Source organism: Amycolatopsis thermoflava N1165 (assembly GCF_000473265.1).
GTDB lineage: Bacteria > Actinomycetota > Actinomycetes > Mycobacteriales > Pseudonocardiaceae > Amycolatopsis_E > Amycolatopsis_E thermoflava.
The window spans coordinates 7,652,959-7,666,468 of record NZ_KI421511.1 but is presented as its reverse complement, the minus strand read 5'-3'; the positions used below and the strand labels follow the sequence as shown (position 1 = coordinate 7,666,468).

Sequence of the window (13,510 nt, the reverse complement as noted above, 5' to 3'; positions counted from 1 at the left end):
CATGGTGCATCGGCCGGATCGGTTCACCAGCGTCGTGGACGGGCCGTCCGAACTGGCGGCCCTCCGGCGGCGGGTGCGGGTCATGCTCGCGGGCGTCGGCGAAGAGCACGTGGTCGACGCGCTGCTGGTGACCGATGAAATCGCCGGCATCGCCTGGCTGTCCACGCGCCAGCCGTTCACGTTGCGGCTGGGCCGGGCGGGCGCGGACACCATCCGCGTCGACGTCACGGTCGCCGCCGAGCCACCCGCCCGCGGGGAACTCGGCACGTCGGCGCGGGTCCTCGACGGGATCGCCGCCAGGTGGGGCATGACGCCGCGCCGTGGCGAAACGGTGCTGTGGGCGGACGTTCCGGTCGCCGCCCCGGCCACGCCGGACGGTCCGGCGCTGGACGCGGTGCACGTCACGGAACCGGCGTGACGGTGGTCGCCGGTGGTCCGGGATCCGGGCCACCGGCGACGGCGGTTAGAGTGTCCGGGCTGAACTACCGACCGTGGAGGGATCCGTGCCGCAGGCCTTCGCCACCCGCTGGACGCGCGAGGGCAGCGAAGTCGTCGTCACCATCGTCGGCGAGGTCGACCTCACCACGGCGCCCCGCGTCCGCGAGGCCGTGAAGGACGCCCGGGACAGCGTCGCCCCGGTCGCGCTCACCACCGTGATCCTCGACCTGTCCGAGGTGGAGCACCTGGACTCCCTCGGCCTGGCCGTCCTGGTCGAGACGGCCGCCGAGTGCCATTCCGCCGAGCAGGCGCTCGCGCTGATCTGCCCGACGCCGGTCGTCACGCGGCCGCTGGAGATGACCGGGCTCGACGGCATCCTCACGATCACCGCGTCACTGGAGGAGGCCCGCGAGGCGGCCCGGGAGTACCTCTCCGGCAAGGCCTAGGCGCTGGTCGTGGAGCCGGGGCGGACGATCATCAGCACCGTGACGACGGCCCAGAGCACGTTGAAGATCCCGGTGTACATCGCCAACCGCGCCGGCGCGCGTGGTTCCGGTTCCGCCTGCTCCGCGATCCCGTCCAGGATGTCCTGCTGGCGCGGCAGCACCACCAGCACGAGCACGGCCGCCGCGATCGCGGTGAGCACGATGGACACGATCACCCACGCGTCACCCGTCACGCCGAGGCTGCCCGCGGTCGCGAACCCGAACACCGGGATCGCGATGCCGACCGCGGCGTAGACCCGGCAGATGCGGTGCAGCGTGCGCAGCACCGCGAGGTCGTGGTCGGTGCCGCCGGTCGCGCGGCGGGTCGCGGCGGGGAACATGCTGGCCGCGACGGTGACCGGGCCGATCGCGACCAGCGCCGCGAGCACGTGGAGGGAGAGCAGTACCTTCGTCACGCACCGGGACGGTAACGGCCGCCGGTGATCATCGGAACTGGCTGGATGGCCAACTTCCACCGGATTCTCGCCAACCCGTTGACCAGGGCGGTCCTGGCGAAACGGCGTGGCGAGGACCTACGGTGTCGCCATGCACACGGTCGCCGTGCTGGCGCTGGACCAGGTGGTCCCGTTCGACCTGGCCACCCCGATCGAGATCTTCACCAGGACCCGCCTGCCGGGCGGGCGCCCGGCCTACCGCGTGCGAGTCTGCGCCCCGACCCCGGAGGTCGACGCGGGCACGTTCACGGTCCGGGCCGACTGGGGCCTGGAGGCGCTCGCCGACGCCGACACGATCATTTTGCCCGGCTGCGCCGATCCGACGGTGCCGGTGCCGGAGGACGTGCTGGACGCCCTGCGCAAGGCGGCCGCCGACGGCACCCGGATCGCGTCGGTCTGCGCGGGCGCGTTCGTCCTCGCCGCGACCGGGCTGCTGGACGGCCTGCGCGCGACGACGCACTGGGTGGCGGCGGACCTGCTCGCGCGGCGGCACCCGGAAATCGAGGTCGACCCGGACGTGCTGTACGTGGACAACGGCCAGTTCCTCACCTCGGCGGGCGCCGCGGCCGGGCTGGACCTGTGCCTGCACCTCATCCGGCGCGACCACGGTTCGGCGGTGGCGGCCGACGCGGCGCGCCTGTCGGTGATGCCGCTGGAGCGGGAGGGTGGCCAGGCGCAGTTCATCGTGCACGACCAGCCGCCCGCGCCGCGGGGTTCGGTGCTGGAGCCGGTGCTGCGGTGGATGACCGACCACCTCGACCGGGACCTGACGCTGAGCGACATCGCGGCGCGGGCGGGCATGAGCACGCGGTCGCTGAACCGGCGCTTCCGCGAGCAAACCGGGACGACGCCGCTGCAGTGGCTGCACCGCGAACGGATCCGGCAGGCGCAGTACCTGCTGGAAACGACGCGGCACCCGGTGGACCGCATCGCGGGGCAGGTGGGTTTCGGTTCGCCGACCGCGTTCCGCGAGCGGTTCCGGCGGGTGGTCGGCACAAGCCCGAACGCCTACCGGGCCGCCTTCCAGCGGCGGGAGCCGGCGCAGCCGGGCACGCTCACGTAGCGGCCACCGGGGCCCAGCCCGCAACCGCACCCGGCGCCTGGTTCCCGCGCATCGCCGGCGCCAGCGCCACTGCGCCGCAGCGGCGCGAACCGGCAGCCAGGCACACCGACGTAGCGGCCACCGGAGCCCGGCCCTTGGCGCACCAGCTCAGCACGAGCACCCCCCTCGCAACAGCGGCCACCCCACCGACGCCAGCCTCCTCCGCACCCGGTGGCTGGTTCCGGCGCATCGCCGGCACCCGCCGCACCGCGTCGCAGCGGCGGGAACCGGCTCGGCCGGGGAAGGCAAGCTGCGGCCACCGGAGCCCCCGCTCGGGCGGACCCGCCTAGCACGCGCGAACCCTCGCAACAGCAGCCACGCCCGGACGGCCCCAGCCCTCGAGCGCACCCGGCGACCGGCTCCCGCGCACCCTCGGCACCAGCGCCACTGCGCCGCGTTCCAGCGACGGGAATCGACGCAGGCAGCCGCACCCACACAGCGGCCGGAGGAGCCCGGCCCTTGGCGCACCAGCTCAGCACGGGCACCCCCCTCGCAACAGCGGCCACCCCACCGACGCCAGCCCCCACCGCCCCCACGGCCGGTTCCCGCATCGCCGGCGCCAGCGCCACGGCTTCGGTTCCACCGCACGCCCGCTGAGCCGTGTACCCTTCAGGCTCCATCGAGACGAGTCGGTCCCGTCCACTCCTGGTACTGTCCGGGACATGACCCGGACCCGTCGCGCGCCGAGTGGCGCCGCCGTGCTGCGTGTCGAGCTCACGGACGCCATCGTCGAGGTCGTGATCGACGAACTCGCCGAGAAGGGCTACGCCCGCACCTCGATGGACGGCGTGGCCAGGCGGGCGGAGGTCGGGAAGAGCTCGCTCTACCGCCGGTGGTCCTCGAAGCAGGACATGGTGGCCGACGCGGTCTCCCAGCTGAGCGTCCCGCTGGTCGACATCCCCGACAGCGGCTCCCTGCGCGGCGACATCGAGCGCGCCTTCGAGATGGTCGTGCAGTGGCTCAGCGACGAGCGTCTCGGCCGGATCCTGCCCGACCTGACCGCCGAGGCGAAGCGCAACCCGGCACTGGCCAAGGCCCTGACCGAGCACCTGGAGGAGCCGCGCCGCGCCAAGGCGGAACCGGTGCTGGACCGCGCGATCGCCCGGGGCGAGCTGCCACCGGACGTCGACCGGGAACTGGCGCTCGACATCTTCGCCGCCCCGATTTACTGGCGCTACACCGTGCGCCGCACCGAGATCACGCCCGAGTTCCTGGCGACGCTGACCGATTCGACGCTGGCGTTCCTCGGCGCCCGCCCGGCGAAGAAGCGGCGCAGGTAGTTCACCGCAGCACCCGGAACGTGCTGCGGTGGAACACCACCGGCTCCGCCCCCGGGAAATCCCGCAACGCCGTGATGCCGAGCAGCGCGATGACGTGGTCACCGGCGTCGACCTCACCGGTGAGCCGGCATTCGAGCTGCAACGCGCTGTCCTCGACCAGCACGGCGCTGCCCCGCGCCACCCACGGCACCCCGGCGAACCGGTCCCCGTCCGGCATGGCCAGGCTGCGGCAGATCCCGCCCTGCCCGGCCGACAGCACGCTGACCCCGAGCTCCGGCGCCGCCCGCAACGTCCGCCAGGTCCGCGACGCCTTCCGCACGCACACCGAAACCAGCGGCGGGTCCAGGGAAACGGCGGTGAACGTGCTCGCGGCCATGCCCACCGGTTCACCGCCGACCAGCGCGCACACCGCCGCCACCCCGCTCGGGAACTGGCCGAACGCCGCCCGCAATGTGGTCCCGTCGATCATGTCGTCACTCCTTCCAGCTCGAACGCGCCGCGGAGGAACTCGACCGCCGGGCCTACGACCTCCGGGCTGCTGAACACCGCGGTGGCGTGGTCCGCGCCCGACACGACCTCCAAAGTGGACTGTCCGCCCGCGGCGAGCACCGCCTCGTGCAGCCGCCTGCTCTGCCCGAGCCCGGACCGGCGGTCGGCGTCGCCGTGGCTGATCCGGAACGGCGGCACCCGCGACGCCGCCGCCACCGCGCGGGACACCGCCGCCCCGGCCACCACCCCGGGCCGCGCCGCCAGCGGGAACCCGAAGAACTGCGAGCCGACGTCGACCGCGTTGCGCAGACCGGCCTCCGTCGGCTCGAACGCGTCCTCGACGATCGTCGAGAAGTCCGTGACCGGGTAGTGCAGCACCACCGCGGACAGCCGCGCGGACACCGCGGGGTGATCGCCTACCGGCCGTCCGATGCGGTCGGTGAGCGCGGCCAGCGCCATCAGGTACCCGCCGGCGGAACTGCCCCACCCGGCGACGCGCGCCGGGTCCAGCCCGTACCGGTGGGCGTGGACGCGGACCCACCGGATCGCGGCGAGCACGTCCTCGACCGGCTCCGGGTACCGCGCCTCGCCGGCGAGCCGGTAGTCCACCGACGCCACCGCGATCCCGTGCCGCGGCAGACTCGCCCACGGCCCCATTTCCTTGACCCCGCCGAGGAAACTCCCGCCGTGCGCGTACACCACCACCGGCACCGGGCCGGTCGCGCCGAGCGGGACGTGCAGGTCCAGCGTCAGCGGCCGCCAGCCGACCGGGATCGCGTACTTGACGTTGAGGTACGACTCGGCGTCGTCGAGGATCCGCACCGGGCGGACCGTCCACAAGCGAGGGTCCGCCATGTGGTGCGAGGCAGGCCGCACGAAGGCGACGTCGGACGGGTGCGGCAGCGTCATGCCTTGCGCACCCCCGGCAGGTAACGGCCGGCGTCGGGGATTTCGCCGCTCAGCTCGGCGGCGCCGACGAACGCGTTCTTGGCGTCGATGCTGTCGTGGCTGGCGAACGTGCGGGCGTTGCGCCAGAACCGGTCCAGCCGGTACTTGTTCGCGGTGCTGCGCGCGCCGGTGAGGTCGTGCACGCGCGCGGTGACGTCCAGCGCCGCCGTGGTGCACACGACCTTGACCTTGAAGAACTCGGTCATCAGCGCGCGCAGGTCGGTCGTGTCGTCGGAGTTCGCCAGCTTCCGGCAGGTGTCCAGCAGGTAGGCGCGGCCCGCGGCGAGTTCCGCGGCCATCTCGCCGATCTGCCGGTGCATCAGCGGATCCTCCATGGCGGAGGCGAACATCGGCATGCTCGCGCGGTTCAGCCCACGCAGGTACTCCAGCATCGCCGCGTACGCGCCTTCGCCGATCCCCTGCAGCAGCAACGCGTGGCCGGGCAGCACGAGGTCGACGAACACGACCTCCGACTCGGGCGCCGCGTAGTGCCAGCCGTCGGGCACGAACACCTCGGCGTAGGTGATGGTCTGGCTGATCGTGCCGCGCTGGCCCATGTTGTCCCAGTCGCCGTGCACCTCGACGCCGGGCGCGTCGAGCCGGATCAGTGCGTGGTGCCGGGACGTCGCGCCGTCCGGCCCGGTGAGGCGGAAGCTGACGTTCGCCAGGTCGCGGCCACCGCCGCCGCTGTTGGTGTTGAAGGTCTTCACGCCGTTGACGACCACCCCGCCGTCGACCCGGCGGCCGGTGACCGGTCCGGTGCCGCCGGTTTCGGCGTTGGAGGCGACGATGCGCCGCCCCTGGGAGATCAGCTCGTCGGCGAGCGCCTGCTTGGTCGACACGGGCAGCGGCGCGGACATCACCTCGCGGGCCTGCAGCGCGGTGGTCGACCAGCACTGGCCGGTCGACCCGTCGCCCGCGGTCACCTCCAGCGCCGCCTCGACCACCCGGTCCCAGCCGGCGAAGGTGCCGCCCGTCCACAGTCCGCCGAACTCGACGGGGACGTTCGCGCGCTGCAGACCGGCCTCACCGAGCAGGCGCATCGCCTCGGTGGGATCGACCCCGCGAGCGTCGACCTCGACGCCCAGCTCGGCGATGCGTGGCCGGAGCGCCCTGGCGCGGTCGACGACCTCGTCGTAGCTCGCGGGCGCCGCGGGCCAGGCGGGGATTTCACGGAATTGCGTGGAAACGGACATGAACGCCGTCCTTCCGGAAGGAATCAAGAAATGGACGAGACGGTATCGTCTCGACCAAGGTAACCCGTCCGGAGCGGACCAACAAGAGTCTGGACACGCCGGGAGCGCCCGGCGTACTCTGCTCGGACGCGACGATACCGTATCGACCATTCGCGAGCGCTGTTCCGTGGCGTGGTGGGGGGACCGCCATTCACCCCGGAAGTCCAGGAGTGCTCATGACCCCAGACGGAAACCACCACCGGTTGCGCGCCAACGCGGTGGGCATCTTCGACATGATCCTCATGGTGATCGCGGTGACCGCACCGCTGACCGCGGTCGCCTCGAACCTCTCGCTGAGCCTCGCGTTCGGCGCAGGCACCGGCACGGTCGGCGTGCTCGTCCTCGTGCTGGCGATCCTGCTGGTGTTCTCCGCGGGCTACGTGGCGCTGAGCCGCCAGGTGGTCAACGCGGGCGCCTACTTCGCCTACATCGGGTTCGGCCTCGGCCGTCGCATGGGCGGCGCGTCGGCGCTCGTGGCGACGCTGGCCTACAACGTCGCGGCGGCCGGGATGTCCGTGGCCGTCGGGTACTTCGGGCACGCCGGGCTGTCCGCCTACCTCGGCTTGGACGTCCCGTGGTGGGTGATCGCGCTGGTGGCGGTGGCCGCCACCTGGGTGGTCGGCTACTTCGGCGTGACGATCGCGGGCAAGGTGAACGTCTTCGTCGCCGTCACCGAGTTCGCGGTGCTGCTGGCGTTCGCGATCGCGGTGCTGGTGCGGCGTCCGGGCGGGTTCTCGTTCGACGTGCTCGCGCCGGGCAGCGTGTTCGGCGGGAACTTCGGGCTCGCCGTGGTGTTCTGCATCCTGTCCTTCGCCGGGTACGAGGCCGCGGCCATCTACGGCGAGGAGGCGCGGTCGGCGCGGCGGAACGTCGGCCGGGCAACGTATTCCGCGCTGATCGTGCTGGCCGTGACGTTCGTGTTCGTCATGTGGGCGATCGCGGCGGCGTTCCCGGACGCGGTCGCGACGGCACAGGCCGATCCCGGCGCGCTGCTGGTCTCGGCGATCACGGCCTACCTCGGCGGGTGGGCCGGCCCGGTGCTGAGCCTGATGATCACGTTCAGCTTCTTCGCCGCGGCGCTGTCCTTCCACGCGATCGCGTCGCGGTACATGTTCTCCCTGGCGCGCGACGGGTTCCTGCCCCGGTCGCTGAGCCGGGTGCACCACCGCCGGCAGACACCGGTGTCCGCGGGGACCGTGCAGCTGGTGGTGTGCGTGCTGGTGGTGGTGCCGTTCGCGGTGGCCGGCGCCGATCCGATCGCGACGTTCTTCCCCGCGGTCTCCGGGATCACCGCGCTGGCGATCATCTACCTGATGGCGGCGTGCTCGGCGAGCATCGTCACCGCGGCCGCGCGCGGGCGGATCGGCGGGTCCACCTGGGCGGTGCGGGTCGCGCCGTCGATCGCGTGCGTGGCGCTGGTGAGCTGCGGGGTGGTCATCGTCGCCCACTACACGGAGATCACCGGCAGCGATTCGCCCGTCATCAGCGCGCTGCCGCTGTCCCTTGTCGTCGCCGCGGCCTACGGCTGGCTCGCGGCGCGGACCCGGACCGTCACCGAGGAACCGGCTCTGGCCTGAAAGGAAGTCCGATGAGTTTCACGCCCAATCCCGGCGACACGCTGGTGTTCGAGAACGACCGCGTGCGCGTGTGGTCGATGACCCTGCCGCCGCGTGGGATGTACGACTGGCACCAGCACCACCACGACCACCTGATCATCTGGCCGGACCCGGGCCGGGCGGAGGCGCAGCGCCTCGGCGACGAGGACTGGACGCTGCGGCAGACCGCCGAGGCCGGGTACGTGGCGTTCAAGACCGTCGGCAGCGGCGGGCCCCTGACGCCGCACCGGATCCGCAACCTGGAGGACCACGCCGTGACGCACTACATTGTGGAGCTGATCAGCGAACCTTCGCCGAGCCAGGTGGAGCTGCCGTCGGAGACGAACGACCGCGGCTCGGCGGTGGACGTCCGGACGGGCGAGCCGTTCTAGGGAGGTCATGTGCGAGTCACCCTGCGCCCCGCGACGGAGGGCGACCGCGAGTTCTGCTTCCGGCTGCACGAAGCCGCGATGGGCGCGTACGTCGCGGCCGTGTGGGGCTGGGACGAGCAGGAGCAGCGCGCTTACCACGACCGCGGATTCGCGCCCGGCCGCTGGCAGATCGTGACCGTGGACGGGACCGACGCGGGCATGCTCAGTGTCGAGCAGCGGGACGGCTCGCTCTACCTGGGACGGATCGAACTGCTGCCGGAGTTCCAGGGACGCGGCGTCGGGAGCAGGCTGATCACGGACCTGATCGCCGACGCGGACCGGCGCGGGGTGGCTGTGGAACTGGACGTGCTGGCGGTCAACACGCGGGCGTACGAGCTGTACCGGCGGCTGGGTTTCCGTGAGGTGCGCCGTGGTCGCAAGATCGCGATGAGGTACCGCGGAACGCCTTGATCGGTTACGGCATCATAACCGGCGTGAAGCGTGGTTCTCTCTTCCGGACAGCAGCGGTGGTGGCGGCGGCGCTGACCGCCCCGGCGTGCGGATCGTCCTCTTCGGACGCTCCGAGCGCGACGGCGACGAGCAGCAGCGCCCCGCCGCCCATCGTGGAACCCACGACGCCGCCGGGCACTTCGCTGACCGTCGGGCAGCGCGCGGTGGTCAACTACTCCGACGGGATCGACGAGGGTCTGCTGGCGATCACCGTCACCGCGATCGAGCAGGCGGACCAGAACGAGTTCCGGACCGCGTTCGGCGACAAGGCGGAGGGGCTGACGCCGTACTGCATCCGCTACACCGTGGAGAACCTGACCGGGACCGATTTCGGCACCAAGGTCGGCCCGACGCTGGAGGCCCTGGTCGGCGACGGGGAGACCACGGGAACGTTCATCACGGGCGACATCCCGAGCTGCGCACCGCGCCTCTCCCCCGGCGACTTCGACCACCCGGGCGCGCGGTACGAGAACGCGGACCTGGACGCGACATCGCCGGACGACCCGGTGGTGGCGGCCCGCTACGACGGCAACGACTACGACGGCAACCCGCTGGTGTGGCGGATGCCCTGACGCTGGGCGCGGGAGGCGTGCGGGCCCCGGCGGGGCCGCCGGGGCAAGCCGCGCCGTGACCAAGCGGGTCTGTCGGCGAGCCAGACCGTCACCGCGCGCCGGGCAGGCCGCGCAGCGACGGAGCGCGGCTGCCCGACAAGCCGCACCGCGACCGCGGCGCCACCGGCAAGCCGCGCCGTGGCCGAGCGGCTCTGCCGGGCAACCCGTGCGGTTGCCCGGGTGGGACTGTCAACCAACGGTCCCACCCGGTCACAGCCCTAGCCCGCTACCGGCTCCAGCACCTTCGCGCCCGTCTTCTCCCGCAGCTCCTCCTCCGTGACGCCCGGCGCGAGGCGCACCAGGCGGAGGCCCTCCGGCGTCACGTCCAGCACCGCGAGGTCCGTGATGATCCGGTCCACCACGCCCGCGCCGGTCAGGGGCAGCGTGCACGTCTCGACGATCTTGGGGCTGCCGTCCTTCGCCACGTGGTCGGTGATCACGATGATCCGCTTGGTGCCCGCGACCAGGTCCATCGCGCCGCCCATGCCCTTCACCAGCGCGCCGGGCACGGTCCAGTTCGCCAGGTCGCCGTTGGCGGCCACCTGCAGCGCACCGAGGATCGCCAGGTCGATGTGCCCGCCGCGGATCATGGCGAACGACGTGGCCGAGTCGAAGAAGCTCGCGCCGGGCTGGACGGTCACCGTCTGCTTGCCCGCGTTGATCAGGTCGGCGTCCTCCTCGCCCTCGAACGGGAACGGGCCGAGGCCGAGGATGCCGTTCTCGCTCTGCAGGGTCACCCGGACGCCATCCGGGATGTGGTTGGCCACCAGCGTGGGAATGCCGATGCCGAGGTTCACGTAGTCCCCGTCGCGCAGTTCCGCCGCCGCCAGCGCGGCCATCTCGTCGCGGCTCCAGCCCATGGTCACGCCTCCGTCCCGGCGAGCGCCCGCGGGCGCACCGTGCGCTTTTCGATCTCCTTCTCCCGCGGCGTGGCGACCACCAGCCGGTCGACAAACACGCCGGGGGTGATGACCAGGTCCGGGTCGACGTAGCCGTCGAGCAGGACCTCGGTCTCCACCACGGTCACCCGGCCGCAGGTGGCGACCACCGGGTTGAAGTTGCGGGCCGCCATCCGGTACACGAGGTTGCCCTCCCGGTCGGCGGTGTGGGCGTGGACCAGCGCCAGGTCGGCGACGATGCCGCGCTCCTGCACGTAGGTCTCGCCGTCGAACTCGGCGTGCGGCTTGCCCTCGGCCACCGGCGTGCCCACGCCCGTCTTCGTGTAGAACGCCGGGATGCCGGCGCCGCCCGCGCGCATCCGCTCGGCCAGCGTGCCCTGCGGCGCGAACTCGACCTCGACCGAACCGTCCAGGTACTGCTGCGCGAACAGCTTGTTCTCCCCGACGTAGGACGCGATCACCTTGCGGACCTGCTTGTTCTCCAGCAGCAGCCCGAGACCCTTGCCGTCCACACCCATGTTGTTCGACACGATCGTCAGATCGCGCACCCGGGCTTCGCGGACGACCTCGATCAGGTCGTAGGGGATGCCGGACAGACCGAAGCCGCCGACCGCGATCGTCATGCCGTCTCGCAGCGCGCCTGCCATCGCGTCGGCGGCCGCGCCGAACACCTTGGACACGTGAACTCTCCTTCGAGCGTCCGTGGGATGAGCACCTGCCCGCAGTCAAGACGACCTGGGGAAACCCGGTCAAGCAGCCGTTCTGGATCTCTCGTCAGGTGAACGGCTCGAGGTTTGGCGTTCACTGAGTGGACGTACCATGGGGACATGCCGCCCGCCCACCTGATCGGCCGCGCCGCGCTGGTGCTCCGTGCGCTGTCCGCGGCCGGTGAGCCCGGTGCGTCGACCTCCGACGTGTCGCGGCTGACCGGGCTGGCCCGGCCGACGGTCCACCGGTTGCTGGCGGCGCTGGCCGACGAGGGGTTCGTCGACCGCGACCAGCGCAGCGGCCGCTGGTACCTGGGCCCGGAGCTGTACCTGCTGGGCGAGTCGGCGGCCGCGCGCTACGACGTGACGCAGCACGCGCGGGCCAGCGTGCACCGGCTCGCCGCGGCGACCGGGGAGAGCGCGTTCTTCTCCGCCAGGCGCGGCGACGAGACGGTGTGCCTGCTGCGCGAGGACGGCGACTTCCCGATCCGGTCGTTCGTGCTGTACGAGGGCGCGCGGTTCCCGCTGGGCGTGGTCTCGGCCGGGCTGGTCGTGCTGTCGCTGCTGTCCGACCGGGAGATCGACGACTACCTGGCGCGGGTCGACCTGACGGAGCGGTGGGGCGCGGCGCACGCGCCGGGGCCGCTGCGGGAGCGGATCGCCGAGACGCGGGAGCGGGGGTACGCCGTCAACCCGGGCCTGGTGGTCGAGGGCAGCTGGGGCATGGCGGCGGCGGTGTTCGGCTCGTCCGGGGAGCCGGCGTGGGCGCTGACGCTGACCGGGGTGGAGTCTCGCTTCCGCGAACCGCGGCGGGCGCAGCTGGGCGCGCTGCTGCTCAAGGAGGCCCACGCGCTGACGACGGCGCTCCGCGCGGACCGGCAGCACGGCGGGCTCTGACGCTGGGGGCGGGGGTCCGGGCACCGCGGGCTGATGCGGCCGGAGACCGATCGCCGCACCGGACAAGCGGCGGCCGGGGTGCCCTTGCCGAGCGGCGAGGCGCGCCTCACTGCTGGCCGGCCGGCAAGGGCAGCCCGCACTCCGCCGGCCCCATTCCGGCAGCGGCCGCTCCCCGCGCGGCGTGCGTCGCGCGGGGAGCGAGGTGCCCCGCCCGGGGCCAGGCCTCAGCCGGGCCCCCGCGTCACCGGTCGAGCGTCCGCAGCGCCCGCTGGTAGAGCCGCCGCGCCTCGGTCAGGTTTCCGTGCGCCTGGTGGTCCATCCCGAGCGTCGTCAGGTCCGCCGCGGATACCTCGGGGGCGCGCCGGGCCAGGTGGCGGACCACGTATTTGGCGTCGCGGCCCGCTCCGCCCACCAGCATCGAGCTGAACGAGTGCAGGAACGGCAGCCCGACGAAGTACAGGCCGGGCACCGACGTCACGCCGCGCTCCTGCTCGGGGTAGCCGTCCTCGCCGGTGACGGGCAGGTCGATCCACCCGTAGTCGGGGCGGAAACCGGTGCACCACACCACGTTCGCGACATCCACCACGCGCCCGTCCGCCAGCACGGGCATGCCGTCCCGGACGCCGGTGGTCTTGTCGACGACCCGCTCCACACCGGCCTTGCGCAGGTCCTCCTTCTTGACCCGGATCAGCGGCCCGCCGTGCCCGCGCACCTCCGCACGCAGCTTGCGGCCCACCGCCCGGTTCACGGTGAGGACCCGCGTCGCGGCGAACCACAGCACCCGCAACGCCATCGACGCGACACGGCCTTCGAAGTAGAACGGGATCTCGCCGGTGTCCGTGCCGGACAGGATCGTCGGGTGCTCGCTGGCCACCTCGTACGCGATGTCCGCGCCGGAGTGGCTCGCCCCGACGACCAGCACGGGCCCTGGCCGCAGCTGCGCCGGGTTCCGGTACTCGCTCGAGTGCATCTGGCGGATCTCCGGGCTCATCTCGCCCGCGAAGGCCGGGATGGACGGCGCGCCCCACACGCCCGAGGCGACCACCACGTTGGCGGCCTCGAACCGCTGGTCCCCCGCGGTCACCACGAACTCGCCGTCCTCTTGCGACAGCCGGTCCACCCGCGTGCCGCAGCGCACCGGCAGTTCGAACCGCTGTGCGTAGGCCTCCAGGTAGTCGGCCATCTCGTCCCGCGTGGGGAAACTGCCGGGTGGTGCGGGGAACCGCATCCCGGGCAGGCCGTCGTAACGCGCCGGGCTGAACAGCCGCAGCGAATCCCAGTGCCGCCGCCACGAGTCGCCGATCCGCTCGTGCGCGTCGAGAATCACGAACCGCCTGCCGTCGCGGGCCAGGTGGTACCCGGCCGAAAGCCCGGCCTGCCCGCCGCCGATGACCACCGTGTCGAACCTCATCGTGCACCTCCAGCTTTTCCGAGGACACCGACGCTAGGCCCGCGGCCCGCCACGGAACTTCGGGTGAACGACCCAAT

The 13,510-nt window shown here is 72.6% G+C and carries 16 protein-coding genes; 9 read left to right on the top strand and 7 right to left on the bottom strand.

Translation table 11 applies throughout. The features are described from left to right. Window position 1: 1 nt before the first annotated feature. Both AMYTH_RS0138155 and AMYTH_RS0138150 read left to right on the top strand, forming a co-directional pair. Window positions 2–418 (top strand): hypothetical protein, encoded by a 417-nt coding sequence (locus AMYTH_RS0138155; protein WP_027934634.1) that lies wholly within the window; start codon window positions 2–4, stop codon window positions 416–418. Between the two features lie 73 nt (window positions 419–491). After that, window positions 492–884: an STAS domain-containing protein gene (locus AMYTH_RS0138150; RefSeq protein WP_228685133.1), complete on the top strand. Its 393-nt coding sequence runs from the start codon at window positions 492–494 to the stop codon at window positions 882–884. Here AMYTH_RS0138150 and AMYTH_RS0138145 read toward each other — a convergent pair. Next, window positions 881–1,339, bottom strand: coding sequence for a DUF2269 family protein (locus tag AMYTH_RS0138145; RefSeq protein WP_027934632.1), 459 nt, complete (start codon window positions 1,337–1,339; stop codon window positions 881–883). The genes AMYTH_RS0138150 and AMYTH_RS0138145 overlap by 4 nt on opposite strands. Before the next feature lie 130 nt (window positions 1,340–1,469). Between AMYTH_RS0138145 and AMYTH_RS0138140 the strand changes: the two genes are divergently transcribed. Then, a complete protein-coding gene (locus AMYTH_RS0138140) occupies window positions 1,470–2,441 on the top strand; it encodes a GlxA family transcriptional regulator (RefSeq protein WP_037323006.1) in 972 nt (323 codons plus the stop codon). A gap of 701 nt (window positions 2,442–3,142) precedes the next feature. Further along, window positions 3,143–3,760: a TetR/AcrR family transcriptional regulator gene (locus tag AMYTH_RS0138135; protein WP_027934630.1), complete on the top strand. Its 618-nt coding sequence runs from the start codon at window positions 3,143–3,145 to the stop codon at window positions 3,758–3,760. 1 nt (window position 3,761) lies between these two features. Here the strand turns inward: AMYTH_RS0138135 and AMYTH_RS0138130 are convergent, their stop codons facing one another. The 3 genes from AMYTH_RS0138130 to AMYTH_RS0138120 are packed head-to-tail and all read right to left on the bottom strand — an operon-like array spanning window position 3,762 to window position 6,393. Beyond that, the gene (locus AMYTH_RS0138130; protein ID WP_027934629.1) at window positions 3,762–4,229 is read right to left on the bottom strand and encodes a flavin reductase family protein; all 468 of its coding nucleotides are present in this window, start codon (window positions 4,227–4,229) and stop codon (window positions 3,762–3,764) included. Continuing rightward, window positions 4,226–5,158: an alpha/beta hydrolase gene (locus AMYTH_RS0138125; RefSeq protein WP_027934628.1), complete on the bottom strand. Its 933-nt coding sequence runs from the start codon at window positions 5,156–5,158 to the stop codon at window positions 4,226–4,228. Before AMYTH_RS0138125 ends, AMYTH_RS0138130 begins: the two co-directional genes overlap by 4 nt. Next, window positions 5,155–6,393: an acyl-CoA dehydrogenase family protein gene (locus tag AMYTH_RS0138120; RefSeq protein ID WP_037323004.1), complete on the bottom strand. Its 1,239-nt coding sequence runs from the start codon at window positions 6,391–6,393 to the stop codon at window positions 5,155–5,157. The genes AMYTH_RS0138125 and AMYTH_RS0138120 overlap by 4 nt, the downstream gene beginning before the upstream one ends. Window positions 6,394–6,608: 215 nt before the next feature. Between AMYTH_RS0138120 and AMYTH_RS0138115 the strand changes: the two genes are divergently transcribed. The 4 genes from AMYTH_RS0138115 to AMYTH_RS0138095 are packed head-to-tail and all read left to right on the top strand — an operon-like array spanning window position 6,609 to window position 9,480. Then, complete coding sequence (locus AMYTH_RS0138115) at window positions 6,609–8,009, top strand: APC family permease (protein WP_027934626.1); 1,401 nt, start codon at window positions 6,609–6,611, stop codon at window positions 8,007–8,009. An 11-nt stretch (window positions 8,010–8,020) separates the two neighbouring features. Then, on the top strand, window positions 8,021–8,419 hold the full coding sequence (locus tag AMYTH_RS0138110) for a cupin domain-containing protein (RefSeq protein WP_027934625.1): 399 nt from the start codon (window positions 8,021–8,023) through the stop codon (window positions 8,417–8,419). A 9-nt stretch (window positions 8,420–8,428) separates the two neighbouring features. Further along, window positions 8,429–8,869, top strand: a complete 441-nt coding sequence (locus tag AMYTH_RS0138105) for a GNAT family N-acetyltransferase (protein WP_027934624.1) — start codon at window positions 8,429–8,431, stop codon at window positions 8,867–8,869. A 23-nt stretch (window positions 8,870–8,892) separates the two neighbouring features. After that, window positions 8,893–9,480 carry a hypothetical protein gene (locus tag AMYTH_RS0138095; protein WP_228685131.1) on the top strand — a complete coding sequence of 196 codons (588 nt, stop codon included), beginning with the start codon at window positions 8,893–8,895 and terminating at the stop codon, window positions 9,478–9,480. A 257-nt stretch (window positions 9,481–9,737) separates the two neighbouring features. Here AMYTH_RS0138095 and AMYTH_RS0138090 read toward each other — a convergent pair whose 3' ends face one another. After that, complete coding sequence (locus AMYTH_RS0138090) at window positions 9,738–10,379, bottom strand: CoA transferase subunit B (protein ID WP_037323002.1); 642 nt, start codon at window positions 10,377–10,379, stop codon at window positions 9,738–9,740. 2 nt (window positions 10,380–10,381) lie between these two features. Beyond that, window positions 10,382–11,098 carry a CoA transferase subunit A gene (locus AMYTH_RS0138085; RefSeq protein ID WP_027934622.1) on the bottom strand — a complete coding sequence of 239 codons (717 nt, stop codon included), beginning with the start codon at window positions 11,096–11,098 and terminating at the stop codon, window positions 10,382–10,384. 147 nt (window positions 11,099–11,245) lie between these two features. On the opposite strand from AMYTH_RS0138085, the gene AMYTH_RS0138080 reads away from it, so the two are divergent. Continuing rightward, on the top strand, window positions 11,246–12,022 hold the full coding sequence (locus AMYTH_RS0138080) for an IclR family transcriptional regulator (RefSeq protein ID WP_017984235.1): 777 nt from the start codon (window positions 11,246–11,248) through the stop codon (window positions 12,020–12,022). 241 nt (window positions 12,023–12,263) lie between these two features. Here AMYTH_RS0138080 and AMYTH_RS0138075 read toward each other — a convergent pair whose 3' ends face one another. Then, window positions 12,264–13,433 (bottom strand): flavin-containing monooxygenase, encoded by a 1,170-nt coding sequence (locus AMYTH_RS0138075; protein WP_027934621.1) that lies wholly within the window; start codon window positions 13,431–13,433, stop codon window positions 12,264–12,266. Window positions 13,434–13,510 lie beyond the last annotated feature (77 nt).

Coding starts and splice junctions, on each gene's coding strand:
- AMYTH_RS0138155 (WP_027934634.1), top strand. CDS start 2: ATGGTGCATCGGCCGGATCGGTTCACCAGCGTCGTGGACGGGCCGTCC.
- AMYTH_RS0138140 (WP_037323006.1), top strand. CDS start 1,470: ATGCACACGGTCGCCGTGCTGGCGCTGGACCAGGTGGTCCCGTTCGAC.
- AMYTH_RS0138135 (WP_027934630.1), top strand. CDS start 3,143: ATGACCCGGACCCGTCGCGCGCCGAGTGGCGCCGCCGTGCTGCGTGTC.
- AMYTH_RS0138130 (WP_027934629.1), bottom strand. CDS start 4,229: ATGATCGACGGGACCACATTGCGGGCGGCGTTCGGCCAGTTCCCGAGC.
- AMYTH_RS0138125 (WP_027934628.1), bottom strand. CDS start 5,158: ATGACGCTGCCGCACCCGTCCGACGTCGCCTTCGTGCGGCCTGCCTCG.
- AMYTH_RS0138120 (WP_037323004.1), bottom strand. CDS start 6,393: ATGTCCGTTTCCACGCAATTCCGTGAAATCCCCGCCTGGCCCGCGGCG.
- AMYTH_RS0138115 (WP_027934626.1), top strand. CDS start 6,609: ATGACCCCAGACGGAAACCACCACCGGTTGCGCGCCAACGCGGTGGGC.
- AMYTH_RS0138110 (WP_027934625.1), top strand. CDS start 8,021: ATGAGTTTCACGCCCAATCCCGGCGACACGCTGGTGTTCGAGAACGAC.
- AMYTH_RS0138090 (WP_037323002.1), bottom strand. CDS start 10,379: ATGGGCTGGAGCCGCGACGAGATGGCCGCGCTGGCGGCGGCGGAACTG.
- AMYTH_RS0138080 (WP_017984235.1), top strand. CDS start 11,246: ATGCCGCCCGCCCACCTGATCGGCCGCGCCGCGCTGGTGCTCCGTGCG.
- AMYTH_RS0138075 (WP_027934621.1), bottom strand. CDS start 13,433: ATGAGGTTCGACACGGTGGTCATCGGCGGCGGGCAGGCCGGGCTTTCG.